General features: G+C 67.9%; 20 protein-coding genes and 2 pseudogenes. 6 read left to right on the top strand and 16 right to left on the bottom strand.

Translation table 11 applies throughout. The features are described from left to right. Positions 1-107 precede the first annotated feature (107 nt). Positions 108-3,449 carry a hypothetical protein gene (locus ACWD0A_RS23815; protein ID WP_451301152.1) on the top strand — a complete coding sequence of 1,114 codons (3,342 nt, stop codon included), beginning with the start codon at positions 108-110 and terminating at the stop codon, positions 3,447-3,449. A gap of 449 nt (positions 3,450-3,898) precedes the next feature. Further along, complete coding sequence (locus ACWD0A_RS23820; protein WP_451301154.1) at positions 3,899-5,608, top strand: FG-GAP repeat domain-containing protein; 1,710 nt, start codon at positions 3,899-3,901, stop codon at positions 5,606-5,608. A gap of 235 nt (positions 5,609-5,843) precedes the next feature. Here the strand turns inward: ACWD0A_RS23820 and ACWD0A_RS23825 are convergent. The 6 genes and pseudogenes from ACWD0A_RS23825 to ACWD0A_RS23850 all read right to left on the bottom strand — a co-directional run bounded on the left by ACWD0A_RS23825 (position 5,844) and on the right by ACWD0A_RS23850 (position 10,690). Continuing rightward, a pseudogene (locus ACWD0A_RS23825) lies at positions 5,844-6,565 on the bottom strand (class I SAM-dependent methyltransferase). A gap of 282 nt (positions 6,566-6,847) precedes the next feature. Next, positions 6,848-7,339, bottom strand: coding sequence for a lamin tail domain-containing protein (locus ACWD0A_RS23830; protein WP_451301156.1), 492 nt, complete (start codon positions 7,337-7,339; stop codon positions 6,848-6,850). Between the two features lie 175 nt (positions 7,340-7,514). Next, on the bottom strand, positions 7,515-8,990 hold the full coding sequence (locus tag ACWD0A_RS23835) for a UvrD-helicase domain-containing protein (protein WP_451301190.1): 1,476 nt from the start codon (positions 8,988-8,990) through the stop codon (positions 7,515-7,517). Further along, positions 8,987-9,472: a hypothetical protein gene (locus tag ACWD0A_RS23840; protein WP_451301158.1), complete on the bottom strand. Its 486-nt coding sequence runs from the start codon at positions 9,470-9,472 to the stop codon at positions 8,987-8,989. The genes ACWD0A_RS23835 and ACWD0A_RS23840 overlap by 4 nt, the downstream gene beginning before the upstream one ends. A gap of 3 nt (positions 9,473-9,475) precedes the next feature. Further along, complete coding sequence (locus ACWD0A_RS23845; protein WP_451301160.1) at positions 9,476-10,279, bottom strand: DUF6083 domain-containing protein; 804 nt, start codon at positions 10,277-10,279, stop codon at positions 9,476-9,478. Positions 10,280-10,426: 147 nt separating this feature from the next. After that, positions 10,427-10,690, bottom strand: a complete 264-nt coding sequence (locus tag ACWD0A_RS23850; RefSeq protein ID WP_451301162.1) for a helix-turn-helix transcriptional regulator — start codon at positions 10,688-10,690, stop codon at positions 10,427-10,429. Between the two features lie 595 nt (positions 10,691-11,285). On the opposite strand from ACWD0A_RS23850, the gene ACWD0A_RS23855 reads away from it, so the two are divergent. The 3 genes from ACWD0A_RS23855 to ACWD0A_RS23865 all read left to right on the top strand — a co-directional run bounded on the left by ACWD0A_RS23855 (position 11,286) and on the right by ACWD0A_RS23865 (position 13,152). Beyond that, positions 11,286-11,819, top strand: coding sequence for a hypothetical protein (locus tag ACWD0A_RS23855; protein ID WP_451301164.1), 534 nt, complete (start codon positions 11,286-11,288; stop codon positions 11,817-11,819). Between the two features lie 152 nt (positions 11,820-11,971). Next, complete coding sequence (locus ACWD0A_RS23860) at positions 11,972-12,433, top strand: hypothetical protein (protein ID WP_451301166.1); 462 nt, start codon at positions 11,972-11,974, stop codon at positions 12,431-12,433. 320 nt (positions 12,434-12,753) lie between these two features. Beyond that, the gene (locus ACWD0A_RS23865) at positions 12,754-13,152 is read left to right on the top strand and encodes a hypothetical protein (protein WP_451301168.1); all 399 of its coding nucleotides are present in this window, start codon (positions 12,754-12,756) and stop codon (positions 13,150-13,152) included. 5 nt (positions 13,153-13,157) lie between these two features. Here the strand turns inward: ACWD0A_RS23865 and ACWD0A_RS23870 are convergent. Next, positions 13,158-13,506 (bottom strand): annotated as a pseudogene (locus tag ACWD0A_RS23870) (ATP-binding protein); the annotation flags it as partial. A 412-nt stretch (positions 13,507-13,918) separates the two neighbouring features. Here ACWD0A_RS23870 and ACWD0A_RS23875 point away from each other — a divergent pair. Further along, a complete protein-coding gene (locus tag ACWD0A_RS23875) occupies positions 13,919-15,313 on the top strand; it encodes a NucA/NucB deoxyribonuclease domain-containing protein (RefSeq protein WP_451301170.1) in 1,395 nt (464 codons plus the stop codon). Between the two features lie 54 nt (positions 15,314-15,367). On the opposite strand, the gene ACWD0A_RS23880 is transcribed toward ACWD0A_RS23875, so the two are convergent. From ACWD0A_RS23880 to ACWD0A_RS23920, 9 genes are all read right to left on the bottom strand, one after another. Further along, entirely contained in the window at positions 15,368-15,835 is a 468-nt protein-coding gene (locus ACWD0A_RS23880) for a hypothetical protein (protein WP_451301172.1), read from the bottom strand. Between the two features lie 210 nt (positions 15,836-16,045). Then, positions 16,046-16,534: a restriction endonuclease gene (locus ACWD0A_RS23885; RefSeq protein WP_451301174.1), complete on the bottom strand. Its 489-nt coding sequence runs from the start codon at positions 16,532-16,534 to the stop codon at positions 16,046-16,048. A 506-nt stretch (positions 16,535-17,040) separates the two neighbouring features. Further along, complete coding sequence (locus ACWD0A_RS23890; RefSeq protein WP_451301176.1) at positions 17,041-18,507, bottom strand: membrane-associated oxidoreductase; 1,467 nt, start codon at positions 18,505-18,507, stop codon at positions 17,041-17,043. A 111-nt stretch (positions 18,508-18,618) separates the two neighbouring features. Next, positions 18,619-19,068: a hypothetical protein gene (locus tag ACWD0A_RS23895; protein ID WP_451301178.1), complete on the bottom strand. Its 450-nt coding sequence runs from the start codon at positions 19,066-19,068 to the stop codon at positions 18,619-18,621. After that, positions 19,043-19,936 (bottom strand): IS5 family transposase, encoded by an 894-nt coding sequence (locus ACWD0A_RS23900; protein ID WP_451301180.1) that lies wholly within the window; start codon positions 19,934-19,936, stop codon positions 19,043-19,045. The genes ACWD0A_RS23895 and ACWD0A_RS23900 overlap by 26 nt, the downstream gene beginning before the upstream one ends. Before the next feature lie 468 nt (positions 19,937-20,404). Continuing rightward, positions 20,405-21,115 carry a helix-turn-helix domain containing protein gene (locus ACWD0A_RS23905; RefSeq protein WP_451301182.1) on the bottom strand — a complete coding sequence of 237 codons (711 nt, stop codon included), beginning with the start codon at positions 21,113-21,115 and terminating at the stop codon, positions 20,405-20,407. After that, positions 21,115-23,220, bottom strand: a complete 2,106-nt coding sequence (locus ACWD0A_RS23910; RefSeq protein WP_451301184.1) for a hypothetical protein — start codon at positions 23,218-23,220, stop codon at positions 21,115-21,117. The genes ACWD0A_RS23905 and ACWD0A_RS23910 overlap by 1 nt, the downstream gene beginning before the upstream one ends. A gap of 19 nt (positions 23,221-23,239) precedes the next feature. Continuing rightward, positions 23,240-23,833 carry a DNA-binding protein gene (locus tag ACWD0A_RS23915; protein WP_451301186.1) on the bottom strand — a complete coding sequence of 198 codons (594 nt, stop codon included), beginning with the start codon at positions 23,831-23,833 and terminating at the stop codon, positions 23,240-23,242. A gap of 439 nt (positions 23,834-24,272) precedes the next feature. Continuing rightward, on the bottom strand, positions 24,273-25,412 hold the full coding sequence (locus tag ACWD0A_RS23920) for a hypothetical protein (RefSeq protein ID WP_451301188.1): 1,140 nt from the start codon (positions 25,410-25,412) through the stop codon (positions 24,273-24,275). Positions 25,413-26,028 lie beyond the last annotated feature (616 nt).

Below are 26,028 nucleotides of genomic sequence, written 5' to 3' on the forward strand. Positions count from 1 at the left end.
ATAGGTTTGACCAGCCCTCTCATATGACATGACGTCAAAAGTGTACGAGTGGACCTGATTCGGAATAGCAGGATGGAATCAACTGGTCCGCTTGTGCAGGCGCCGGGATGGTCGACGTCGCTGCGAAATACGGCATGAGTGTGAGTAATCTGCGGGTCCCAGCCATCCTGCGCGTGCGCTTCAGAAAGGGCCTCATGACAGACCCGGACAAGACTGGCCGCAGAAGAAGACGCTCCATAGCGGTCCTTCTCGCCCTCGGACTCCCGTTGACGGCCGTCACCACCTTGGCTCTGCCCACTGCGGCCGCGGCCGACGACAGCGCCCCACCCAATCCGCCTGCTTCTGAGGCCAAGGCCTACGACATTGCCGCCAAGACCGGCCGACGCGTGGAGATCCTCGATCGGCGCGAGGAGAACGCGGAGATCTTCGCCAACCCTGACGGCACCACCACCCGCCGCCAGCACTCCACCCCCGTGTGGTCCCGCAAGGACGGCGTGTGGAAGAAGGCCGACGCCACGTTGGTCCGGCACGCCGACGGCTCGATCGGTCCCGCGTCGCCGACGTTCAGCGTCACCTTCTCCGGCGGGGGCAGCGGCCCGCTGGCAACCATGGTCAAGGACAACAAGAAGCTGGCGCTCACCTGGCCCGGAGTACTTCCGCAGCCAGTCCTCGACGGGAACACCGCCGTGTACAAGTCGGTGCTGCCGGACGTGGATCTGAAAATCATTGCTGAAGTCGACGGCTTCGCCGAGCACTTGGTCATTCACACGCCGCAGGCCGCCGCCAACCCTGAGCTCAAGAGCATCGAGCTCGGAGTCTCCACCGTAGGTGTCACCCTCGACGATGACGCGAGTGACAACCTGACCGCCAAGGACGCCAGCGGAAACGTCGTCTTCAGCGCCCCGCGGCCGAAGATGTGGGAAGAGCCGGCCGCCACCGACGAGCAGCCGACATCCGGTCTCGCGCCCATGACCGCGACCAGTGCCGACGACCAGCCGCAGACCGCCCCGGTAGCCGCCGATGTGTCCGGCAACACCTTGACGCTGACCCCGGACCCCACGCTCCTGGCCACGGCAGACCAGTTCCCGCTGGTCGTCGACCCGGTGTTCACCGGCGGCTACCGGGAGAAGTGGGCCGTGGTGTACTCAGCGACACCCAGTGAGGCCTATCCGAACGGTTCTGGCTGGCACTCCGGAACGCCCAGCGACGAGCCGCGGGTCGGCTTCAACGGAACCGGTGCCACACGGTCGTTCTTCGCGATGAACACCAACGGCCTGGCCGGAGCGGACATCCAGTCCGCGACCTTCACCGTGGTCGAGACACACTCCTGGGGCTGTGATGCCTCGGCAGCCGGGCCGACCGAACTGTGGTCCACCGGCACCATTACGGACAACGTCACCTGGAACAACAACGGCTCTCTGTGGGCGGCAAAGCTCGACTCCGCCTCGTACGCCCACGGCAACCCCACCTACTGTCCGGGCACCCTGGGGCACGACTACAGTTCCACCGCGCTGACGAACTACGTCCAGCAGGCCGCCGACAGCGGCTGGGGAACCCTGGCCTTCGGCCTCCGCGCCGGCAGCGGCTACGAATACGACCGCGACAGCTTCAAGCGGTTCACCAACAACCCTGCGCTGGAAGTCACCTACAACTTCAAACCCGAGGTCACCAGCGCCAAAGCGTACGAGGGATCGTGGAGCCCCGGCGGAGACGGCAACAAGCACGTCCCCTGCTCAGGCGTCATCGGCAACAGCGGAATCGCCCTCACAGCAACGCTCAAGGACCAAGACGGCGGAACGGTCACCGGCGAGTTCTCCGTGACCAACTCAGCCGGTAGTACGGTGTCCTTCTACCCCAGCCTGTCCTACGACAAGGTCTCCAACGGCCAGACGGCGTCGGTCACCATGCCCTACGCCAATCTCACCAACGGCACCTACACCTGGAAGGTCCGAGCCAAAGACGGAGAGAGCACCTACAGCAGTTACACGGCCTCCTGCGCCTTCACCGTCGACCGAATCGGTCCCAAAGACTCCGTCACGGTGACCAACGCCGACGGCACTGCTCTGAACGACAAATACCCGGCACGCAAGACCGCGCGGCTGAAGCTCAAGAACACCGCCACCGACATCGCCGGCTTCTGCTGGACCCTGGACCTGTACCTCTCGGCCTCCAGCACCCGCTGCGCAAACGGCAACTGGGTGAACGTCGGAGCCGACGGGCTGAGCGCCACCATCGACGTGACCCCCAGCGGCTGGCCCTCCAGCACCCTGCACGTAGTCGCCTATGACAGAGCCGGCAACCATTCGCCGCTGGGCAAGGGCGCCGACGAAGTCATCCTCAGCACCAACAAGTCCGAGTTCGTCTACGGGCCGGGCAAAGATCCCGGCACCGGCATCGCCCGCACAGACCTGCCGGGTGACCTCAACGGTGACGGCTATGGCGACATGGTCGCCACCGACGACGCCGGCAAACTGCGCCTGTACGCCGGCGACGGCACCGGCAAGGTCGCAGCCGCGCAAACCGTCGGCCTCTCCGGCTGGAGCGGTGCCCTCATAGCCCACCGCGGCGACCTCGCCGACTTCACCAGCCCGACCGCGCCGCCAGACGGCTACGAAGACTTCGTGGTGCGTCTTAGCAACAACAAGCTCTACGTCTACGGCGGCACCGGCCTGGGCACCCCAGCCCCCGACACCCGCCGCGAACTGATCCACCCGAACGTGGACAGCGCCCCGGACTGGCGGCGCATCCGCCAGATCATCACGCCCGGGGACATCGACCAGAACAGCACGGAAGGCCACGTCGGCGGCAACGACCTCATCACCATCGAATGTGTCGACGATACCTGCACTAATGCCGCCCTGTGGCTCTACACCGGCAACACCCTCGGCGTCGCGCCGAACAACTGGCAGGACCAGACCGCGCCGTTCGATCTGAACAGCCGCGTCAACCTCGGCCTGCATGGCTGGAAGGACTACACCAACCTCGCGGTCGGTGATCAGAACGGCGACGGCATCCAGGACCTCCTCGCACGCGACCCCAGCACCGGCCAGCTCTACCTCTACCCCGGCCGAATCAACAGCGGAGTGTTCTCGCTGGGCACGCGCGCGGTCTACGGGACCGCATCATGGCAGCTCCGCCCGCACCTCGCCTCCCCCGGCAACGTCCAAGGCACAGTCAGTACAGCCAGCTACAGCGACCCCGACGCCGGCACCAGCATCACCTACCGCCAGTTCCAGCCCACGGCCAACGAAACCTACGGCGATCTGTGGGCCACCACACCCGCCGACCCTGACCTGACCGTCAGCTACGTCGACGACACCGGCACCGCCAAGACCACCAACTGCCCCACCGGATGCCTGCTCTTCTACCCCGGAGGACCCACCACCCACAGGCCACCCCGCCTCGTGGGCCTATCCAGCTGGAACACCAGCATCACCGGCATCTTCTAGGTGAGCACCAGCCGCTGTTCGACGGGCGCATGCCTCCCGCCGCGCAGCCGCGCAACTGGCCAACGCAGGCCGTGAAGTGCCAGGGGTGGCTCTTGGTCCAGCAAGAGCCGCCCCCAAAGTCCGAAGGCCCCGCAGCGCGTGGTCGGTTGCTTGAGCCCGTGGCACGGCAGTAGACAGTGCGCTGGTACCCAGCACCACCGTCCGGTAGCCGCTGTCTCGTGCCTTCCGGCCCAGCCGGCAGCATCCAAGACAGGCCATCACCGGTATCTTCCGACAGTCCCAGAATCGACGCCGAGGGTGCGCGGGTGAACTCGCCTTCCCGGAGGGGCTCGTTCTCCGTACACCACGCGGCAGAACACTGGCTCTTCTCAGAGCCGCCGCCCGGGTCAGACGACCCGACAACACGATGAAGGATCTCCATGCACCGAAGAATGTGTCGTATAGCCGTTATGGGTGCAGCCACCGGTCTGCTCACCGCCGCAGCCCTCGTCAGCCCCGGCCCGGCGATGGCCGAGGACGGTCCGCTGGTCACAGCAAAGGACGAGGTGCTGCCGACCAACGCCCTGTGGTTCACCGGAGTGGACATCACCGGTGAGACGACGGCCGGAGGCCACCTGGTGCTGGCCTACGCGACCAGGCCGCTCGACGGCACGGAAGAGGGCGCCGGATGGCCGTCCTCCTTCACGATGAACCACCACGAATGCCAGGAGATCCCCGGCTACAAGGCAGTGTTCACATGCAAGACGGGAATCGAGTATCAGCGCGCTCCGGAGTTCGTCGTGTCGAAGGATGCGGCCGACATGACCACCGCGTACCGCGGATACGCGTATGTTCCCTCGGGCGGTGACCTGGCTGAGGGCATCGACGCCGCGCGCAACGCCGGTGTCAGGCCGGCCACGTCGACCTCGGGAATGTCGCAGGCCGTGATCAAGACACGCGAGCACGCCGAGCGCAACACGGTCGCCTTCGACTTGCCGGACACCCCCGCGGGCGAGACGGTGCAGCAGCGGCTGCGCGTCCACGCGAACGACGCCGGAGAGCTGAACCTCTACTTCCGCCCCGCCGAGGGGCAGGTCGGATGGCGTCATGAGGACATCCGGATCGGAAACGTCACCACTGGCGCCGGCGCCTCGTGCACCGTCAACTGGCCCAGGCTCGTCGAGGGGGTCCTCAATCTCACGTGCCGCCTGGAACAGGGCGACCACACCATCGGCTACGAACTCACCCCGGCACCCGGCATCAACGCCTGGCGTATGCAGGCCGTGACGATGTACGACATCTACACCCGCTCCGGTTTCGACGATCCCTTCGTGCGCCAGGCCGGAGATTTCTCCACTGAGGGCGCCCCCGTACTCCCGCGGCATCACCTTCTCGCCCGCGACACCACCGGGCAACTGTTCCTCTACCACGGCAAAGGCACGGCCACCACGCCCTTCTCCTCCCGCACGCTGGTCGGCGGCGGATGGCAGACGTACAACAAGCTCGCTCGGCTCTCCCCGCTGGCCGAGGACCTGAAGTACTGGTCCGCCCCTGCCCCGGCCGACAGCACACGCGGCCGAGGTGATCTCGTCGCCCGGGACAGCGCCGGCAACCTCTGGTACTACGAACGGCAGTTCGCGTACAGCAAGCCGTACGCGACCCGCGTGAAGGTCGGCAGCGGCTGGAACATCTACAACCAGCTCACCGGCGCAGGCGATGTGAATCGCGACAGCCGCATGGACCTCGTAGCCCGAGACGCCTCCGGCGCCCTGTGGCTGTACAAAGGCACGGGCAGCACCAGCAGCGCCCGGTTCGCAACCCGGATCAAGATCGGCACAGGCTGGCAGATATACAACCAGCTCACCGCAGGCGCCGACCTCAACAGCGACGGCAGGCCCGACCTCCTCGCCCGCGACGCCTCCGGCATGCTCTGGCTGTACAAGGGGACCGGCAGCGCCACCGCCCCCTACACCACCCGGATCAAGATCGGAGCAGGCTGGCAGATCTACAACCAGCTGTCCCTCACCGGTGACCTGACCGACGACGGCACGGCCGACGCCATAGCCCGTGATGCCTCCGGCGTGCTCTGGCTGTACAAAGGCACGGGCAGCACCACCGCCCCCTTCGCAACCCGCACCAAGATCGGCAGCGGCTGGAACATCTACAACTCCATCCTCTGACCGAGCCCTCTCCGCCCTACGAACGAGCTCGCTGTCCTCCAAGGGCAGCGTCTCGTCGATCGCTCGCTGTCCTTGTCGCGGTCGTGGAGCAGGTAGGCGACGTGACGGGTAACGGCGCCGGTTCGTTGGTGAGTCATGTGTCTGGCCCGGCTGGCGGTGGCCTCGGCGCGGAGTGCCAAGGCCGCTGCCGTGGTCAATGGTCGCGAGGGCGGCTTCCTCGTCGGCGCGGCGGAACTTACGGTTTGTGGGTTACCCAGAGCAGTTCCGCCGGCCAGCGGTGTGCCCAGTCGGGTGGGTCGGTTTCGTTGTAGCCGTTGGGTGTTCCGAGTTCGGGCCGCGGCTCGATGAGATCGTCGATGACGAGACCCGCGCCGCGCAGGACCTTGACCCAGTCGCCGTAGGTGAGCTGATAGCTGGTCGCTCCGTCGTCTTCAGCGATGGTGTTCAGCCCGAAGTAGTCCTGCTGCAGCGTCGTGGTCACGCGGCTGCTGGCTTCGTCGTAGCAAGCTTCGAACCATGGGCTGGCGACGTTGAATACCAGGCGCCCGCCTCGGCCCAAGACGCGTGCGGCCTGCGGGACGGCCAGTTGCGGGGGCGCCCAGCTGAGCCCACCGAAGTCGCAGAACACCAGGTCGAAGCTGTCGGCGGCGAAGGGGAGTTGTTCGGCGGCAGCTTGCACTAGCGGGTAGCGGGCCGCTGCGGCGACTTGGGCTTCGGACAGGTGGAGCTCGACCACGGTGGCGCCCTCGGCGGCGAGCGCCCTGGACCACTGGCCGGCGCCGCAGCCGAGTTCGAGGACGCGCTTGCCGGTGACGTCACCCAGGGCGTGCGGTGCGCGTCGGGGATGGAGTACATGCCCCACAGCCGGGGTGTGGCGCCGATTTGCGGGTCGTGCTCGTGCTGGTAGGCGCTGCTGATCTGGTTCCAGAGCCGCCGGTTGGCGGGGATGCTGTCCACGTGCCGACTCCAGCACTGCCTGCCGGGGGCGGTCAACACGGTATGGCCGGCCCTCGCCTCGGTCCGGCCCTGGCTCGGCCCATGATCCGCCGGACGAGCCCTCGTGGTTCTGCGCCAGCCACGCCACGACCGTCCACGAAGGGATCGCGCGTCATGGGGCTGCGGATCATCACTTACGCCACCGTCGCGGCTCCGTGACAGCGGAATGGGCGTCCTGTTCCTGGACTGCTCTGGCCCCATCACCCGCGCACCGCGGGCGATGGGGCCAGAGCGTGCGCTTGTTCAGTGGAAGGTGATGTAGCCGTTGCCGTCGGGGTCGTTTGCGCTCTTGGTGTAGGAGTGGACGTCGGCGCGGCTGCCGGAGGGCTTGTAGAGGTAGATCGTGTCCCGGTCGTTGTTCCAGATGAAGTTGCAGTTGTCGCGGTAGACGACGTTGTAGGCGTCGGAGTCGGTGCCGTTGCCGCCGCGGAGCCTGACGTAGTCGCCAGGCTGCAGGTAGTGGTTCGCCGTGAACGTGAAGCGGTTCCCGGCGGCGTCCTTGACGAAGTAGCCCCTGAGGTTGACGGTCGCCGAGGACGAGTAGTTCTTGATCGTCAGGTACTCCTCGCGGGTGTTCCCGGTCGAGCAGCTGTTGGAGTCCCTGCCGGGCGCGTCGTACTGAACGCCACGGATCTTGAGTGCGGAGGCGTATTCGGTGGCCTGGGCCGGGCTCGCGGTCAGCGCGGCGAGTGTTCCGGCTGCAAGGGCTGCGGCAATGACGGCATGGGCGCGCAAGGTGAGGTCCCCCCTCAATAGTGCCGATGAGCGACAGAAGCCTACAGACACCACGAGCCTCCGGTTACCGTTTCAAACACATATCCCGGACATCTACTGACGAGGCGCGCAGCTGAACGCCCGGCTCCAACCGCAGCGGCCTGCTCGCGAGTTACACCGAACGATTTATAGGCCCTCAGACTGCGGTCGGGATAACGACGTCGGGATGGTCGTGGATCCAGGACAGCCCACCGATGTCGAGGCAGGCGCGGGCCCGGGTGATGGCGACGTAGGCAAGGCGTGCTTCGGTTCCGTCGATGGGGCCGGGCACAGGGCGGCCGTTGGTGTCGCGCTCATCGGTTTCCGCGGGCCGGGTGAAGTCGTCGGCGATCTTGACGGTGTTCCATTCGCGACCTTTGGAGCGGTGGGCGGTGGAGATAGTGACGTCCGCGGAGGTCTCGGGGATGAGCTGGTCGACCGCGGCAAGGACGGTGTCGGTGCCGTGCTGGTCGATGAGGTCGACGAAGGGTTTCAGGTCGCGGCCGGCGGGGTCGGTCTCTGCGTAGTCCTGCAGGTCGCTCCAGGAGGGGAACAGGAGGAGTTCGGGGTGCCAGGTGCGGCGACCTTCTTTGAGGTCGCGGGCGGCGGTGGCCAGGGCGCGCAGGTTTTCCCCTCCCCCGGCCAGGGCGACGCGGTGGCCGGCGTTGAGGTAGTGCATGACTTGGGTCATGGCGCCGACGTTGGTGCGGCACAGCACTGCTTGCGGGTGGGTGACGGGGGCGAGTTCGGTCGGGATGGTGGGGGTGCCGGTCAGGCGGATGGGGGCGTCGGCTACCTGGAGCCAGCGGTTGGCTTCGTCGGCCAGGCGGGGGCCGAAGCGGAATGACTGGGTCAGGGTGAGGTGTGTGCCGTCGAAGCCGGTCATGATGTCGCGGGCGCCGCGCCATCCGTAGATGGCTTGGGCTGAGTCGCCGACGATCACGAGTTGGGCGTGGTTTCGTTGGGCGTTGATGACGTGTTCGAGGACGGGGTTGGTGTCCTGGGCTTCGTCGAGGAGGAGGTAGTCGGCTTCGATGGTCGGGTCGGTGAGGGCCCAGATTTTGAGGTAGTGGTCGTGGTCGAAGCGGACGACGCCGTCGTCGGGATGCTGGAGGTCGGCCCAGGCTTTGCGGGCGAAGGGCAGAACGACGTCGGCGAGTTGGGCATGGCGCTCGGGGTCGTCGAGGCCGCGTAGGCGTGGTACGTGGCGGTGGGTGAGGGTGTGGTCGGCGGAGTGGCAGTAGCGGGTCACCGTTTTCAGCACGGCCTGGGAGAGGGCTTTGTGCGTGACTTCGCGGTTGCCGATGTGGACGGGTTTGGTGATGCCGAGGGCCTGGCCGGTTCGCCAGCCGGCCTGGCGGGGGCCGCCGAGGCGGCGGGCGTAGCGGTGGCCGACGGCTGCGAAGGCGAGGGCGTGTGCGGTTTTGCAGGTGACGGTCGGTGGGAAGCGGGTGGCGGCGTCGAGGGCGATGGCTTTGTTGAAGGCGATGTAGCGGCCGCGGCGGCGTGGGGTGGCGGTGGCGAGCAGGGTGAGGGTGCTGGTCTTGCCGGTTCCGGCGCCTGCTTGGAGGGCGAGGTGGTCGCCGTGTTTGAAGGTGTCGGCAGCGGTGATCTGTTCGTCAGTCGGGTTCAGCACCCTGATGCTCCATGCATGGTGGTGGGTTGGTTGATGGTGCGGGCTGCGGCGGCCAGCAGCTGCTGGGGAGTGCTCCAGGTCAGGAGTTCGTCGAGTGCGGCATCGAGGCGGCGGGCTTTGTCGTGCTCGGCGCGCGTCAGGGCGTGGTGTACGGCGCCGGTGAGGTGGGCTTCGGTGCTGCGGCCTTCGCGGCGGGCGGCGTCCTCGAGACAGGCGTGGACGCTTGCGGGGAGAGCGATGTTGATGAGGACGCTGCCAGTGGAGTCGGGGTAGTGCGTGGTCAGGATGTCGATCGGCAGCAGACGCTGCAGGCGGTTCCGGGTGCGTTGAAGGGCCTTGCGGGCGGTCTTTCCCCGGGCGACGGTCATCAGCCGCGTGCGGTCGGCATTCGGAGCCAGGGTCATGGCCTGGGCGGCGCGGCGGAGTTCGCCGGGTGTGGCCGGGCGGATCAGGGTGATCTCGACGGCATGCAGGGGCATGGTTCACGCCTGGCCGCGGGGAGAACGAGCGGGGCAGTTGCGGGAGGTGGTGTGGCCCGTTCGCTGGGCGCTGTCGGGGAGGCGGTGGTGGATGTGGGCGTGGTGGAGCAGCGGGTCGAAGGGTTCCCAGTCGGTGAGGGCCAGGTCAGCGGCTGCGGGGGCGGCTGCGTGGGTGGTGCAGCGTTGGGTGCGCCAGCGGATCTGGGTGTTGTAGGGCAGGTGGGTGAGGTCGTAGACGGCCATGTCACGGGCAGGCAGGGCGAGTTGCCCTTGGTGGGTGGTGGCGGGCATGAGCGTCCAGATCCCGCTGGGGTCCGCGGGGTCCAGGACGGGGTTGGTGCATCGGTGTCGCTTGCGGGTCTGGGCGACGCACTGGATGGCGTCGACCGGTTGGGCGGCGAGGTAGCGGCCGTAGAGGATCTGCACGATGGGCCTGGCCGGCCGGCATGTGGCGGCTGGTGAGGGGGGATCGGCTGCGGTGGCGGGGGTGATGGCGCCGGTGTCGAGGAGGCGGCGGGTGCGCAGGGCGAGTCGTCGGCGCAGCTCGGCGAGCTGCGGTGTCAGCTGCGTGGGGGCATCGTCTGCGGGGCAGAGCAGAGTGTGCGGGATGCGGCACCAGGCGGAGCCGTCGTGTGAGGGGTATGCGACACCGGAGGCGACGTGCCAGCGGCAGGCAGCAGGGACAGCGGCTGCGGGCAGGTCGTGGGGGTGCAGGCCGATCGGACGACCGTGGGAACGCGTGAACCAGTCGGCGCGGTTGCCGCAGGTGCGGCACGGTGCGGGCTGGGCGGTGTGGCGGGGATGCATGGCCGCGACGGTGACAGCGACGCGCCGCACGTACAGCGAGCACGCCGCCGATCTCACGCCAACGGCGCAATGAGTGGGAACAAGTAGGCGGGTTGCCGTACGGGCGTCTTATTTGGGGGGCTCGTTCGGGTGGTCTCGACGGGGCGCTTATTCGGTGGTGCCGGCGGGCGGGGTGTGGCCTTCGCAGAGGGTGCCGAGGAGGTGGTCGATGGACACGTCGAGGGCGTGGGCGAGGGCGTGCCAGCTCTTGAGGGTTCCGACCGTGTGGCCTTGCTCGATGTCGATGAGGGTGCGTCTGGCCAGGCCGCTGCGGCGGGCGAGTTCGTCGTAGGTCCAGCCGCGTTCGCTCCTCAGGCGCGCCAGCTCCAGGCGTAGCGCGGTGAGGTTCGGGTCGGGCGGGAAGATCGTCACCCCACCATCCGAAGGTGCAGACCCCTGCCCTGTCAGTGCAGACCTCTGCCCTATTTCTGCAGGTGGGCCGCGCGTGGCGCAGGGCAGAGGTCTGCACTACGGTGTGCGGCCGCCGCCACTCCCCCGCGGCCGAACAGCACCATCACGCACGGCTGACCGCCGGCGCAGAAGCAGGAGGACCGCGCAGACCATGAGGCCGTGCCCCACGCACCCCTTGGTGCCCCGCACCTGGACGGTGGAGCTGCGCCCCCATCCAGGCGGCCCCACGCTGCACTGCCACCGCTGCGCCACGACCGGCCAGCGCCCGGGCGCACCGGGCGGACGCCCGGCAGCCCTCGCTCATCTCGCCGGCCACGCCCGCCGCGACAGACTTCCCGCGCATCTGCGTACCTGCCAGTGCCATGAGCGCGGCTGCCGATGGCATCCGCGGCACCGCGGATGCGCCGGCCCCGTTCTCCTCGTCCTCACCCAGGAACGGGGAGGCCGGGTGTGGCGATTGGCAGATGTGTGCGCCGCCTGCGCCGCTGCCACCCCCCATGCCGCCGTGGTCCCCGACACCGCCCTTCTCGCACAGCGGTCGGCACGGCCGGGGGGCATGGGCCGCCTCGAGCTGCCGGAGCGGGTCCTCGTCCGGGACACGCTGGCCTCCTTGCATGCATGCCTGCCCGAGGACGTCGGCGCGCCGGCATGGCTGCTCGCCGTGCAGTGCGCACTGCGCGCCGGCCCAGGCGGCCGGGTCGCTCTGTCGGCCGGCCTGCTGCGCGGCATGAGGCTCGGCTCGATGCTGACCCCGTGGTGCGAACTCGAGGACGCGCACTGGCTCATGCGGCTCACAGCATCAGCAGGACCTGTGTGGGTGCAGCTCCTGAGCCACCACGGCCCGCACCCCGCCCGGCACCAGCGTGCTCGGGCAGCAGACTGGGCACTGCGCACCGCCCGGAAGTACGGCGCCGACGACTACGACCCCAACACAGCCTTGATGGTCCTGTCCCTCGCCGCCTGCCGCTCTCCGCATGCCGCCCAGAGTCCGGCGGAGCGTGAAGTCCTGTCTCGTGCTCGCGGTCTCACGCCTGTGGAACTGACCCGCGCCGTGGACCGCCTGCGGGCGGGCAGCCTTGCCGATCAGTGACGCTCGCCCGCATTCGCCCTGCGGGTCTCGCGTGTGCAAGCGGAAGTGCTGGAGACGTTTGAATCTGGCTCTGACCGGATCTGCGTGAACGCTCCGGTATGTTCTTCCGGACTCGCGGCGGGCGAGTTTGCTTGGGGGCTGAAGGGGCGATCGTGGCTGACGAACGGCTTGACGCCGAGTGGGTCCGCAGCTGGTGCGAGCAGGCGGATGCGGCCCTCGCGGAGTTGTTGCAGTCGTTCCAGGTACGGCACGGATTCGAACCCGGCAGGAACGTGGTCGCGCTCGGTACGGAGGAGAGCCACAAGACGACGGACGCGCTCGTGGAACTGACGCCGATTCCCTCGGACCTGACCACGATGTACTGGGTGATCGACGAGGTCTCCCTGCCCGATGTGGACAGCGGCTACTACATCCACCCAGCCTCAACAGTCGCAGGCCACTTCCGCGAGTACGGAGACATCCAGATCGACGGGGAAGAGCCAGCCCTGGTCTTCGCCAGCGACGGCGGCGGCCATCTCTTCGCACTCTCGGGCTCGGGGCGGGTTTGGCGGTACCACCGCCTCGTGGTCCAGTCAGTTCGACCTTGCCGCAGCCACCCTGCAAGAGTTCCTTGAAGGGCTTGCCCAACGGATCAACTGTCAGCTCTGACCGAAGCCGACGGCCATCTGCAGATTCCGGCAGAGCCGTTCGCCTGCCCGACGCCGTGCGGACGATCGCGTATTTCCCGCCGGGTAAGTTCACCCCACCCTCGTGACTGAGACAGCCCCCGGAGAGGACTCCGGCTGGTGGCAGAATCGGTGCGTGATCAGTCGGCTCGGTCGCGTGGCATCCTTGTCAGACCTGACGGACGGAACGAGAGTTGAGTCGTGCGTTGATCCGCGTCGCGCGAGGAGCCACCGGGTTCCGGGGGCAAGGCGATGACCCGTTGCGGCAGGTGGACGTCGTAGCCTTCAAAACCGCCTGCCATGCGGTGGCCCGGTCGATTCGGGCCACGGTCGGCGAAGTGACTCCGGCCGGAGTGACGCCGAGTTTCCATACGGTTCTGATCACCGCCCCAGGCATTCGGTCAACCGTCCTGTGCCACGAGGTACTCCCGGCCGTTGCCTTCGTGGCAAGTCCTCCGCGGGCCGGCGCATCTCTGGCGGACTTCACATCGCCACCGGCGTGGGCGGAGACGTTTGAGTTGGGCGGGTTCCGGCTGCTGGACGTCGAAGAACTGAGCATGCCGTTGGCTGCGGCTGACACCAGCGAGCTCGCCGAAGCAGAGCTGGAACAGGTGCGTTACTGGCGCCCCAGCACAGTCGGCGAGCTGATGTTCAACTGGTGGGACTGAGCTGGTCATTTGATTGAGGTCTTGTCAGTGCGGTTCTTGGGACGCTTGTTGGGGCGGTAGCTGGGGACGTTCATGATGACCTGGTGGCTGGTGTTGATGAGCCGGTCCTGGAGGGACTCGGCGACGACGGGGTTGGGGAAGAGGGGATGCCAGTCGCTGGGCGCCCAGTTGCTGGTGGTGATCAGGGACCGTCCCTGCCGTTCGGAGACAAGTTCGTACAGGCCGTCCGCCTGGGCCACGGTCAGCTGGCGCATCGCGAAGTCGTCGAGGATGAGGACGTCGGGTCGGACGAGTTCGCGGCTTGGCGAAGCGGAAGTGGGCGCCCTGGCGGACGGCGACGTGGCCGAGAGCCTGCCCCTGGCCTCTCGATAGCCATCAGGGAGAGATCTGCCGGAACTGTCCCCCGCGCGACCAAGCCGGGACATGACCGCCGGGTGTGAGCCGGGCAGTCGGCATTCCCCGATACGCCGGTGCGGCCGCGCCGCGCGCGCCTCGTTTCTCAACCCGTGCTGGCCGAGTGGGCGGTTACAGGGCTTCACGGGGACTCGTCGATGAGCGGCGGCATGCGCTCTTCGGTCATGGCGTCCCGATCAAGCCGACCAAAAATCGTATGTCTGTTCGTTATGCAGAATGCGAGGCTGGTGCCGCCTTCCGACAACCGTTGAGGCTGCCGATGCCCGTTGCTGCCTATGCCCGCCTCCCCGTCTCGTACCGCAAAGGGTGCTCCGGGAGGCGATGAGGGGCAGCTTGACCACCGAGCGAGGCCATGAAAGACATCACGCTGCGCCGCATGCGCACGTTCGCGAAAACAGCTGCCGTAGTGGCTGCCGTTGCTCTCTTACCCGTCTCCTCCCCCGCTGTCGCTGAACCTGTCCAGGACGATCTCCAGCTGCACACGACACTGCTGCCCGTCGGGGCACGGATCCCGACACTGGGCGAGCTGCAACGGTCCGGCGCTGCCGGGCTCGAGGCAATGGACCGGGAGGCAGGAGCATTTGCCGAGCCTCACCGCGCGCCTGAGGTCGTGGGGCCGGCCGCCACCCACGGCAGGATTGACCGTCAGGCGTCCGCTGTCGCACTCCAGCCCACTCCCGGTTTTGCGACCGCGGCTGTCACCTACCCGGCTCCGGCACGGACACTGACTCCCAAGGAGTGCATCACGGGCCTGGGAACGGACAAGAAGTTTTTCATCAAGTCCCGCTACGCCGCCTGCTCAGGCGCTGTGTTCTTCAGTGTCTGGCTCAGGAACAACCGGCCTGTCGGGGAAACGCAGTTCGTCTACCTGTCCATCGGGACCATCGCCAAGGACAGCAGAGCCGTGCGCATGACGCAGTACTTCACCGAGATGAAGAAGACCGGCTCGGTGGCGACGTCCGGCCTGATGATCACGCCAAAGGTGAAGGTGCCCAAGGTGTGGCCGTCGACAGCTCGGGTGACCCAGACCGGGGCTGTTCCGGGAGCCCGGAGCTTCGATGCCCTGGTTGCCCAGCAGTCGGTCGGCTTCACCCGCACCCTGAACGCGGCCGCCGGGCAGGGCACCGGGCGCGACGACGCGATCGCCTCGGTGTTCGAGGCGTCAGCCACCGTGACGCCGCCTGCTGGATACCGGCCCTCCGGTGAGCTGAGCGGAAGCCTGTTCTTCCTCCCGCCCCGCTGGGACACGGCGGCCTACCTGAAGGTGCCCGCAGGCGCCGCCGTGTTCACCTACGTCGTCCCGCTGCACTACAGCAGCCGGGCAGGCGCTCCGGAGCGGGCGGTAGCCGAGCACCTCAAGACGGCGTTCACCAACCCCGCCGGCACCAAGCCGTCCAACGCCGCCAAGAAAGTGCCTGGGCAGAATGCTCAAGCTCCCCTTCACCGGCTCTACTACGACAACGCGCGACGCAAGAAAAACCGGTCGACCGCAGTGAGCACCTGCAAGAGGGAGTTCGGCCCGAACTATGCGGCGGGAGGCAAGGAGTGCGACGAGTACCCATTCGCCACCACGTATGAGGGATGCGCCCAGCCCACCTACGAGCCCTCCGCCCCGCGAAACAATTTCTCGGTCCGGGCGCTGCCGGGGACGGACAACGGCAACGCCGGCAACCTGTTGGGGCAGTTCCTGACCCTCAACCGGATTGTCGACGGCAAGGACGACGGGTTCTACGTCTCCGTCAGCTGAACCCCCGAGAGGAGGGGGCGGGGACACGAATCCGGTGTCCCCGCCCCCTGCATGTCAGCGTGGCCAGAATTGGACCAGGTACGTCTCGATGCCCTCCGCGATCCCCTCGTCCCGAGTCACGCGCTCCACCTCGGCGCGCCCCGCGCAGTAGACGCGGACCCGCCAGTGCCGGTCCACTGCCCCAAGAGGGATCTCGTCAAGGATCGGTCCGCAGGTCACTCCCCACACCTGCAGTGATCCGGTAACGCAGTGCAGTTGAGTCTCGCCCGTCTCATCCCAAAGCCTGCTGGCATCGGCTGGCGGTTCGCCGTCCCACACCTCGGCTCTCATCACCGCAGTGTGCGTATGGCCGGCGCTGTGCAGGTCTACCCGGCCCTGATGCGCTGTGAGGAACCCTTCCATCACCCGCTCACCCGGATACGGCACCGGTACCTGCCCAAGATCCGCATCCTGCAGACACAAACCGTAGAAATCGACCTCCGGCTCGAGATCCACATGCCGCAACAACCGCGCCTGTCCCACACCGCACTCCCCGCTGGAGGTCTGCCTGTCCAGCGATCAGCATGCCCCAACCCCGCGCAGCGCAACACAGCCGCAGAACCGAGGCATCTTCACGTCGCTCCATGAGTCTGCGTGCCCACACGCCACCCACCGCCGGCTCTCGCCACCAGCACCTTGCGCCCTGGCCGGGAGCCGCGGGCTTGGCCGGTGGACCTGCGAACCTGGCGACGCTCAGGCTGTGCTTGAGCGTGGGCGGATCGCGCGTGGGGCGAGCGCTCGTCGTGGACGCCGGTCGGGCAGTCGCAGCAGGTCATGGAGCGGGGTGCCGTGTTCGGCCCAGGTGCGGAGCCGGTCGCGGTCGATCCAGTGGACCTGGTGCCTCTCGCCCCATGCTTTGGCGTCGCGGGTGAAGGTTCCGTTGGTGATGACGACTGCGTGGTCGGCGCCGTGGACGGGGCCCGCGGTTCCTTTCACCTGGTACATGACGTGGACGCCGACCTTTGCGCCGACGGTGGTGTGCTTGGCCTGGAGGACGATCCTGCCCCGCCGCACGTGCTGTCCGATGGCGTCGGCGGCCTGATCTCCCTGCCGGCCGACTCGCCGGGCGCTCCAGCCGTCCCTGATGAGGAGGTCACGCAGCGCGAACTCGAAGTCCTGGTCGTCCATGGCGTCGATCTGCATCAGCGTGATCCGCAGGCGCACCAGGCTCTGCGCTCGCATACGCGCGGCGCGTGCCGAGCACCATGCCCGCCAGCCTGCCAAGACAAGGCCAGCGGTGGCAAGGGCGACCAGCACCGGCCATGTCCGCTGAGCAGCCACAGCGATTGCCACGGCGGTCTTCGTCAGCAAGGTCACCGCGGCGAGGGCGACGACTGCGGCTGCGGCCCACTCCCCCGCCCCGCGGGGCATGCGCGGCCGCAGCCGCCGCCTGGCCATCAGCGCTCCGCCGAGGAGGAGACGGCAGGGTTCGGCGCGGGTGCGGGTGACTCGCCGGTCTCTCCGAAGCCGATGAGCTGGCCCCATAACCAGATGCCCGCGACGATCGCAGCGATCGTCCAGCCGCTCATCTTCTTCCTGCTCGGTCCCGGCTTCCGCCTCCAGTGACTGCGGACCCGGTAGTGGCCCTCGGGTGGTTTGCCTGCCATGTCCCTGCCCTCCCTCGTGGAGCCGTCCAGCGCGGCTCCCTCTGAGAGGGCGTTCTGCGAGGTTTTCGTGAGTAGAGGGGGTCATTGCCGGCTGACCGTACGGGTCACGCCCGCGACGATCGTTGTCGCCAGGATCCAGCCGGTGATGATCAGGGCGTACGACAGCCACTGGAGCCAGCCGTCAGGGGCGAAGGCTGACTCCTGGCCGAAGTTGATGATTGGCAGGAGCAGGTCGAGGGTGTAAAAGACGGGGTTGAAGTCAGGGGCCTCGTCCGCCTTAATGGGGCGTGGGTGGTCCAGGCCGTACGCGATCGATCCGATGGCCATAATGGACAGCAGCCAGACGGCCGCGCGCAACGGGCGGAAGCCGTAGCCGACGGTGGCGTCCTGGACGTACCCCCACAGCCGTCCGTACCAAGTGAGCGTGGTGCGTCGGCGGCGCTGCTTGGCGAGTTGGACGAGCCGGGCCGCGTCGTCGTCACCGACGTGGCGGTAGGCCGCCATCAACTGCTCGTAGCCATGCGGCTCATACCGGTCGCCGTCCCTCGCCAGCATCGGCAGGCGGCGCTCGGCGGGCTCGTGCGGGGTGAGTACGGTGTACGTGAGATTGCTGAGATACACCTGGTCCGGCAGCATCTCTGGTTCAAGGGTCAGGATCTCGATGTGAGAACGCCGTAGATTCAGGGCGCCCTCGATGCGATCGCCCCTGCGCAGCCAGAGTTCACCGATGACACAACTGCTCGCCCGCAGTGCCGTGTCGCCCGGATGCGACAGCTGGGCGTGGAGCAGGTCGAGACGGCCCGATATGCGCGAGCCGCGGAGCTCCAACCGGCCCTGCGCACGTACGCACCGCGCCCGTACATGGGCTCCCACGTTGAGGTTCTGCGCGTCCAGCGCGGTGCCATCGGGCTTGTTGAACTCGGCGTCCTGAATGTTGATCCGCCCGGCGACGGAGGCGCCAGTGAGCCGTACCTGTCCGTGCGCGCGCATCTCTGGCGCCCACAAGTCGTCACCGATCGCGGCCTGGTTGAGCTGCAGCACCGGCTCGGAGTCGTCCGGCGCCCTGAACTCCGCCCGCTCCATGAACAGCGCCCCGGAGATCTGTGCCCCGCCGAGCCGCACGGGTCCCTGCATACGGCAGTCCGTCATCCGCAGTACCCCCTCGACGCGCAAGGTCGCCGAGGTCAGGCCCGGCAGAACGGACTTGCTTAGATTGAGCTGGCGCAGCTGGGCGCCGTACAGGTCGGGAACGCCGTCGAATTGGCAGTGGCTCAGCCGGATGGCGGCGTCGATCGTGGCGTACTTCAGGTCCAGTACGCCGGTGATCCGCGCCCCCGTGATCTTGAGCGCGGCGATCTCCCCCTCCTCCTGCGGAGCCTTGAGCAGCAGCGCCCGCAGCACACTCGCCCGTACGGTCCGCTCCGCGCCCCAGGTGTTGCCGAGCGCCGGATCCTCGTTCTCGGCGGCGCGGAAGTCCACGGACTCGCCTCGCGGAAAGGCCCGCCATATACGTACCTCGGCCGGCGTCAGATCGTTGGTCTCGCTCACGCCGGGACTCTGACGTGCTGCGTTCGGGCTGTCAACTTCCGTACGGAGCACGCCATGCTGTCCGACATCCTTCCACCCCCGCACCCGCCCGGGCCTCGCCGGGCCCGGCCCCTACCTCATCGGCTGCGCACCATTGACTCCTAGGCTTGCGGGTTGCGAGGCGGGTCGAGTAGCCGACGGCAGGGCGAAGAGGCCGGGCTCGGATTCGGCGAGGATGCCGCGGCTGACCAGGCGTTTCAGCTTGGCCCGGACGCCTTCGACGTGACGGGGCTCCGTCCCGGTGGCCAGCGCCTGGCAGACCTCCTTCGCGCGGAGCGTGCCGTCGGCTCTTTCGAAGGCGGCCAGGATTTCGTGGTAACCGGGCGGGAGTGGCTCGGGTGGCGGGAAACCGTCCTCGGCGGTCAGTTCCAAGATGGTTTCGCGGGTGATCTCCAGACGTTTCAAGGTGTGTTCGGCAGCGCCGAGTTGCTCGGTGAGCAAGGTGATCTGCTCACGCAGCCGTTCGGCGGTCTCGCGGACGAGCTGCTGCCGAGTGTCAATCTTGTCCAGGAGTTCCCTCATCGACGCTCCCGCCGGTCGGGGATGGCGGACGCCAGGCGGGCGGGTCGCGCCACGTCAGGGTGGAGGTGTGGGTGAGGCGGCGGAGCATGACGTCGGCCATGGACCAGTGAATCCACGTCGCCGAACTCGCCGGCTTAGTCTCGTAGTCGCGCACGAGCCGTCTGTGGAGCATCAAAGTGCCCAGCGTCTGCTCGACCACCCATCGCTTGGGTTCCGGCGCGAACCCTCTCGCGCCCACCTCGCGCTGGACGGTCTCGACGTTGATGCCGAGCCGGGCGCCGTGCTCGACGACGGCGTTCTTGAACCCCGCATCCACCCACGCCTTGGTCACGGTGGGCGCGGAGGCGGCGACCTTGTCCAACAGCACGATGCCGATGGCGTTGTCGTGGGCACTGGCGGCGACCACGACGACGGCGATGAGCAGGCCGAGGACGTCGGTGGCGATGCCTCTTTTTCGGCCCGGGCTCCTTTTTCCCGCATCCAGCCCGGTTGTGTCCTTCGGCGCGTTCATCGAAGCCCGCACGGTCTGGGAGTCCAGGACGACGGCGGTGGGGTCCTCGCGCCGCTTCCTGCTCTCGCGCACCTGCCAGCGCAGCAGGTCGTGGATGGTCTCGGCGGTGTCGTCGTCGCGCCACTTGCCGAAGTAGTAGTACACCGCGCTCTTCGGCGGCAGGTCGTGCGGCAGGTAGCGCCACTGGCAGCCGGTGCGGGCTTGGTACAGGATCGCATTGACGATCTCCCGCATCTCGTACTGTCCCGTGTGCCCGCTGACCGAGGGATGGCGGGCCTTCCATGCGGTGATGACCGGCCGGATCAGCTCCCAGGCTTCATCCGACAGGTCGCTCGGGTACGGCGGCCGCTCACCCACGTCCACCAGCACACCGCAGCGGCGGCGAACCGCAAGGCTGGGAACCGGACAACCTGTCTTCAAGCACCACGAGAACCGCCCAAGACTCGCAGAACGCCCTCTGAGAGTTGGTGTAGCAGCGGGCACCGACAAAACCGCCGGATCGATCACCACCGGCAGTCTGGCTAGAGCGCGAACTGGACGTTCGACTGCCCGCCGTTCGATTTCTACTCCTGCGCTCCGCTGATCGGCGGACATACCTGGGGCTCTCTGCCTCGCAAGGCGTTCCTCCGGCCTGCCGGAGAGGCGGACCAAAGTCATGCAGCCTGGGGGCCGTGGCGGTCCGCGTTGCAGGCGAATGGCGGAAAGCATGTGCCCGTTCGAACGAAGTCGTGTGGCGTCGAAGCGGGCGTCGTCATCACGGAGTTCGTGGTTACGGTCGCTGGGCCGGGCTCTGCGTGTGTCGCGGAGCGAGCCACGCTGAACGTGTCAGCGGGGGCGCCAGGTGCGGACTTCGAGGTGGGTGATGTGCGCGTCCGGGTGGATGCGGCCGGTTTCGACAAGCCATTGGTGGATGGCTGCGGTGACGTCACCGCCCGCCGCATCGACGCGGCGGGCGATGTCGGCGGCGTCGAATCCTCCGGTGGTTGCTGAGCCGTAGGAGCGTTCTTCGGTGTGGTCGGCCCGTTGGACGACGTCGCGGCGGATGCCGGGTGAATCGGTGCGGCTGCCGGAGGGGTGGACGTATCCGGTCTTGGCGAGGCGGACGGTGAAAGCGAGACGCAGGCCCTGGCGGGCGGCTTCGGCGATGAGGGGCCGCAGTCGGGTGGAGCCGGAGGCGATGGCCTGGGCGCCGGCGCGGCCGGTGCCGGTCCCGGTGGGGGTGATCAGGACGGCTTTGGTACGGACGCGGGCTCTGGTGCCGGCGGCGGTGGTGCGTCGGGTGATGTGGGGGGCTGCGAGGTCGGCGAGTTCGGCCGGGTCGGTAATACCGGCGGTGGTCAGGGCGGCGAGGGCGTGGGTGAGGGCGGGGACGAAGGCTGCGCCCTTGCCGCGTGTGTAGAACTGGGAGACGAGGGAGGAGTCGCGGTTGATGATGCGGGCGATGTCCTTCCTGGTGAGGCCTGCGGCCTGGAGTTGATCGGCGAGGCGGGCTGCTTCGTTGAGCTGAGGCTTTGAGTTTCGGCGGCGCGGTGGCATCAGGCGTCCTTGAGGGCAGTGCGGCCTAGGTCGCGCAGGGCCAGTAGCTCGTCTTCGGTGGTCGGGGCAGAGACCGGCCGGGTGAGGTGGCCCTTGAGGAGGTAGTCGCCGGGCTGGCCGTGGTAGGGCCAGTTCTGGGTGCTGGTGAGGTAGAGGGCATCGGTGCGGAAGGCGACGACGGCGCCGGGCGGCGTGTGGAGGGCGCCGGCGTGGATGTTGTCGTCGCGGTGGCGCTGGGAGAGAAGGGCGGCACGGGCGGCCGACCAGATTCCTGCGGCCCATTCGGGATGGGCGTTGGGGTCGCGGCTGAAGCCGGTGGGGCGCTGCCAGGTGATGGTGTCGTCGGTGAAGCCGATGATCTCGGCGTCGGCTGGGACGTCGCGTTCGTGGGTGCGGGGGGTGGTGCCGGTGACCATGCGGGGGCGCTGAGCGAAGGAGCCGATGCCGTAGAGGAGGAGGGCGCGGACGGCGCGGGAGGCGAGGTGGGCGGCCTGGCGCTGGTCGGGGTCGCCATGGAGTTCGGCTTGGGCGGCGAGAGAGGCCCAGGCTTCTTTGAGTTTCTTGGACCAGTCGTCGAGTGGTTTGCCGTCCTCCCACAGGATGCCGTCGAGGATTTCGATCTTCCACGACTGGATGGGGTTGGTGAGGGCAGTGTGGATTTCTGGGCCGCCCGCCCAGGTGGTGAACGTGGTGCCGGGGGTGGCTGGGTAGTGCCAGACGCGGTCGCCGGGCGCGGGGGCGGGCAACAGGCCGACGTGGTTCCAGTCGTGGGGGACGGTGACGCGGACGTGCCAGTGGCCGCAACCGTAGAGGGCTTTGACCTGTTCCTTCTCGCTCCATGAGGCGAACCGGGCGGCGGTGACGCGCTGCGGGGTGCCGACCGGGGACTTCCAGGTGTGCTTGGCGTAGGCGAAGGTGCGGTCGTACTCGACGAGGGCGGGCAGTTGCTCGGGCACGTGGGGCGGGGTGAGGAGTTCGGTTCTGCCCTGGCCTGCGGTGGCGTGCAGCAGGCCGCGGAGCTCTTCGGACAGGACGGGATAGCCGTCGGCGTACTGCCCGCGGGTGGGGATGGTGCGGGTCCACAGGTCGCGACCGGTCTGGGAGGGAGATCCCATCAGGACGGCGTCGGGCCAGTGGGCGCGCAGAGCTTTCCAGAGGAGGACGAAGGCATCGCGGACGACGTGAGGAGTGGCGCCTTCCGTGTCGAACCACTCCCCCGCCGAACGGATTTCGACGTGGTGATCGCTATTGAGTGCTTGGTAGCGGCCGACGGGGTTGCGAGGGTGGACGAAGTGACCGGCCATGCGGTCCTTGCCGCGGCCGGTGTCGGTGCGCCAGCCGGGGATGGGGGCGTTCAGCCAGGCAGCTACGGCGTCCTTGAGGAACGGGTGCTGGTCGGCGTGGGAGTGCCAGGGGTTGCCGCCGGTGATGAAGATGCGCTCGATGCCGGTAGGCAGGGCGTGGAAGACGGCTTCGAGGATGGCGGCTGCGGTGGGCGCGGGCAGGTCGAGGCGGAAGGTCTGGTCGCGGTGGACCAGGACGCCGGTGTCGGTGTCGAGGAAGACCGTCGAGCGGGCCTGCTGGGTGAAGTTCGGATGCGTGGAGGTCAGGCCGGTCGTGTATGCGAACCACCGGTCGCCGTCGGGCCCTGCGGGGATGGACGGAAGCTCCCGAGCCTGCTGGCCGGCCGCCACTGCCGCCTGCCCCGCTGCACCAGTGGGCGGGGCGGTCGTCGGGCTGGGGGTCCAGGCGGGGATCGCGGGAACGGCAGCGCCAGGGGCGGGAACAGGGTCGGGAGCCGGTTGCGGTGTGGGCGCAGACGTGGTGGGCGCCGTCGGCGGGACGGGGGCGGCGGGTTCATCCGCGGGCACCGGCTCGGCAAGGGCATCGGGGGCGAGCGCGGGGGCGATCTGGACGATGTCGGCCACGCTCAGACCGGCGGCAGGAGCGATCCGCTCCGCTTTCGCCTTCGCGTGCCCGGCCAGCGCGGTGATCTTCTTGTCCCGGGCCGTCTCCAGCTTCGCCAGGGCCACCCGTACCTTCTTGATCTCGTCCCGCAGTGCTCGCAGATCGGCGAGCGTGGCTGTGTAGGTCTGTGCGTCCATCACGATCCCTCGAGGGCGGTCAGTCGGCGGAGTTGGTGGAGACGTAGGCAATGGTCCCGCCCGAATGGGAAACCAGGCGGGTGCCGAGCAGCAGGTCGGCAAGGTGCCTTTCCTCGGGATCGGTCGCGGTCAGGTACTTGACGGGTTCGACCAGGTCGGTGACATACCCGGCCAGCGTTGCCTGGGGAAAGCCGTGCCGTCCCCGCGTGTCTCTCTGCCATGGGCCCAGCCCTGTCAGGACAGCGACGACGTAGCCGGACAACGTAACCGGGAGCACTCCCCCGGCCGCGATGCTCGCCGGGTCGCAGCGCCACCAGCCGTGCAGCGACTGGCGGAGGGTGCCGGCGTCCAGAGAGGCGGAGAATCCCGTCCACGCCCCGGAGTCCGAGGCCTGCTTGGCCACGTCGGCGCGCACTACGGCGATCTCCGGGACGTCGAGTCGCTTCAGCGGGGCGGCCTTTCGGTCACGGAGTGTCTGGACGACGTCCAGTGGGAGCATCACCCGTACGCCACGGCGGGACAGCCGTGGCAGCAGTTCTGCATGAATGAGACGGCGGAGCGAGGTGACGGCGCAGCCGAGCTCCTCGGCTGCCTGCCCCGTGGTCAGCAGCACGGCACACCCTCCCCCATACAAGCCAGATCAGATATCTGATGAGGCATAGACGCTACTCGCGTGAAGGACGTGGCGTCAAACCTCCACCGTGTGCACCGGCACCGGCAGCGTGGGCGTCTTCCTCGGTATGGACGTCGGCAAGAGCACGCATCATGGGCACGGGCTGACCCCGGTGGGCGAGAAGCGCTCCTGTGAGGTGAGCTGGGGGCTGGGAGCTGCACGCGTTGGCCGGATGTCGCGGCTCAGTCGCGCACCAGTTCCCCCTCGCCCGTGCCGATGGCGAAGACCGCGTCATCGGACTCATCAGAGAGATCTCACCACTCACTCCTCCTGCTGACTCACCAACAGCAGTCGTCCTCGTCACTCAGCTCAGCGAGGGAGCGGCCTGGTCAGTCCCCGACTATCGGGAGCGGCCCGCGATGCCGACGTGGGGGGAAGCTCAGCCATCGAAGCGTGTCCACTTGACGTCGACCGTGGCCAGAGGTGCCAGGACGCTGCGGTGGAGGGCCCCGGCCCAGGCACTGAATCCGTCGTCGTCTCCCTCTCCGACGTACATGACGAGGCCGGGTGCCACGTAGAAGCGGGCGTTCATCTCGGGCCAGAAGGGACGCAGGGGCACCGGGTGCATCGCGTGGGTGAGCCGGTCGATCTGGTGGCCTGTCAGCGAGTCACTGCCGGGCATGGCCCAGTAGTCGGCGTTCATGATGGCCTCGAAGAGGGAGTACTGGAGTAGGAAGCCGCTGAGGGGTTCCTGTTCGGCCACCGGCTCTTCCGGGTCCTCGCAGAACCAGACCGTGGGATCGCTCTCGTCGTCCTCAAGTGTCCACAGCAGCGACCAGACGAAACACCCCTGATTCTCGACCGCGATGTTCAGCATCTGGCCGAGGTGATCGATCCTCAGGTCCTGTTCCGGGACGATCCGATTGTGCAGGCCCAGGACTTGCGGCCGCTGCTCCGCCAGCCGGTACAGCCGCCTGAGCGCTTCGGGGAGCCGTGGTGACGGTCGTGCCGAGGGCGGTCCTTTAGGGAGGACTCGGTCGATGGCGGGGTACCAGCCGGTGACGAACTGCTCCAGCGCCGCGGCACGATCACCGTTCACATGCTCCAGCCACCCAAGGCCGGGAAGTCTCACCGGAGGACGCGGAGGGCGGACCCTGTCCAGTAGGAGCGTGTTCAGAGGCGAGTCGAGCCGCAGCACGCACAGGACGAGCTCGTACTCGCTGCTGCCCGGCCGCAGCTCCGTCTCGGCCCGCTCCGTACGACCCGTACCCAAAGACACCAGGCCCTCCCCAAGACGGGCCATCACGTGGAGTGGCAACGACGTGCCTTTGATGCTCCACCTCCATGTCCGCCCCAAGAGCCGCTCCATGACAGGTGCGGGCGCCGGTCCGAACAGCCGAACTTCCTCGGCATTCCACACGCCACTGCCGCCGAACGCGTCTCCGGGCTCCACGACGACCGCCGTTGCGGTCCGGCCGACGACAACCGTCACACCGTCGGCTGTGAAGCAATCGGCTTCTCCGGCAGCGCCCACCAGCACATACACCTGTGCCTCATCCAGACGCTCTCCCACCGGCACCACAGCTATGTGATCAGTCATACGGATATCCTCCCGCCCCCTGTCAGCCCTGCGATCGACGGCATGCGCCCCGCGTCAAGCAGCGATCAACCCCAAAAGAAACTGGGCCCTTGAGTCCGGCGTGCCCTCCCGGGCCCGTTGGTACGGGTCTGTACTCGCCAGCGCTGCTCGCGGACGCGCAGAGCAGGTGGCGGTGTATTGGTGGCAGTGCCCGTCAGATGGCGTGGCGGGGTGTGGCGGGCGCGGCAGGAGACATTTGTGGATCGTTCGGCGCTGTGGGCGGTGCCTTGATGGCGTATCCGAGGCGGCGGTCGTGACGATGGCGGTACGCGAGCGGCAGCTGGCGGTGGAGCGCAGTTTCGCCAGCGCCCGGCAGGCTGGTCGACCGGGGGCGGTGGGTGGCCTGGGGGTGAACGGCCTGTCACTTCGCGGCAGAGCTGGCACGTGCCCTGTCACGGGAGCCGTAGCCGTACACGCTCGTTGCCATGTCGGCCGCATGCTCACTGCCGATCGCGGAACACGGTCACGTCCGCTGGAGTGGTGTAGTGACGGCCACTCGGTGATCTCGTTTTGAGGCTATGCGGTGAGTTCGGTGGGCAGGGCGGTCTCGTCGGTT

Source organism: Streptomyces sp. NPDC002867, assembly GCF_053591895.1.

Excerpts from the sequence above, each read along its gene's own strand:
- ACWD0A_RS23905 (WP_451301182.1), bottom strand. The coding sequence starts at position 21,115 with ATGCCACCGCGCCGCCGAAACTCAAAGCCTCAGCTCAACGAAGCAGCC.
- ACWD0A_RS23820 (WP_451301154.1), top strand. The coding sequence starts at position 3,899 with ATGGGTGCAGCCACCGGTCTGCTCACCGCCGCAGCCCTCGTCAGCCCC.
- ACWD0A_RS23815 (WP_451301152.1), top strand. The coding sequence starts at position 108 with ATGGTCGACGTCGCTGCGAAATACGGCATGAGTGTGAGTAATCTGCGG.
- ACWD0A_RS23845 (WP_451301160.1), bottom strand. The coding sequence starts at position 10,279 with ATGCATCCCCGCCACACCGCCCAGCCCGCACCGTGCCGCACCTGCGGC.
- ACWD0A_RS23855 (WP_451301164.1), top strand. The coding sequence starts at position 11,286 with ATGGGCCGCCTCGAGCTGCCGGAGCGGGTCCTCGTCCGGGACACGCTG.
- ACWD0A_RS23895 (WP_451301178.1), bottom strand. The coding sequence starts at position 19,068 with ATGAGGGAACTCCTGGACAAGATTGACACTCGGCAGCAGCTCGTCCGC.
- ACWD0A_RS23840 (WP_451301158.1), bottom strand. The coding sequence starts at position 9,472 with ATGCCCCTGCATGCCGTCGAGATCACCCTGATCCGCCCGGCCACACCC.
- ACWD0A_RS23885 (WP_451301174.1), bottom strand. The coding sequence starts at position 16,534 with ATGCGAGCGCAGAGCCTGGTGCGCCTGCGGATCACGCTGATGCAGATC.
- ACWD0A_RS23910 (WP_451301184.1), bottom strand. The coding sequence starts at position 23,220 with ATGGACGCACAGACCTACACAGCCACGCTCGCCGATCTGCGAGCACTG.
- ACWD0A_RS23875 (WP_451301170.1), top strand. The coding sequence starts at position 13,919 with ATGAAAGACATCACGCTGCGCCGCATGCGCACGTTCGCGAAAACAGCT.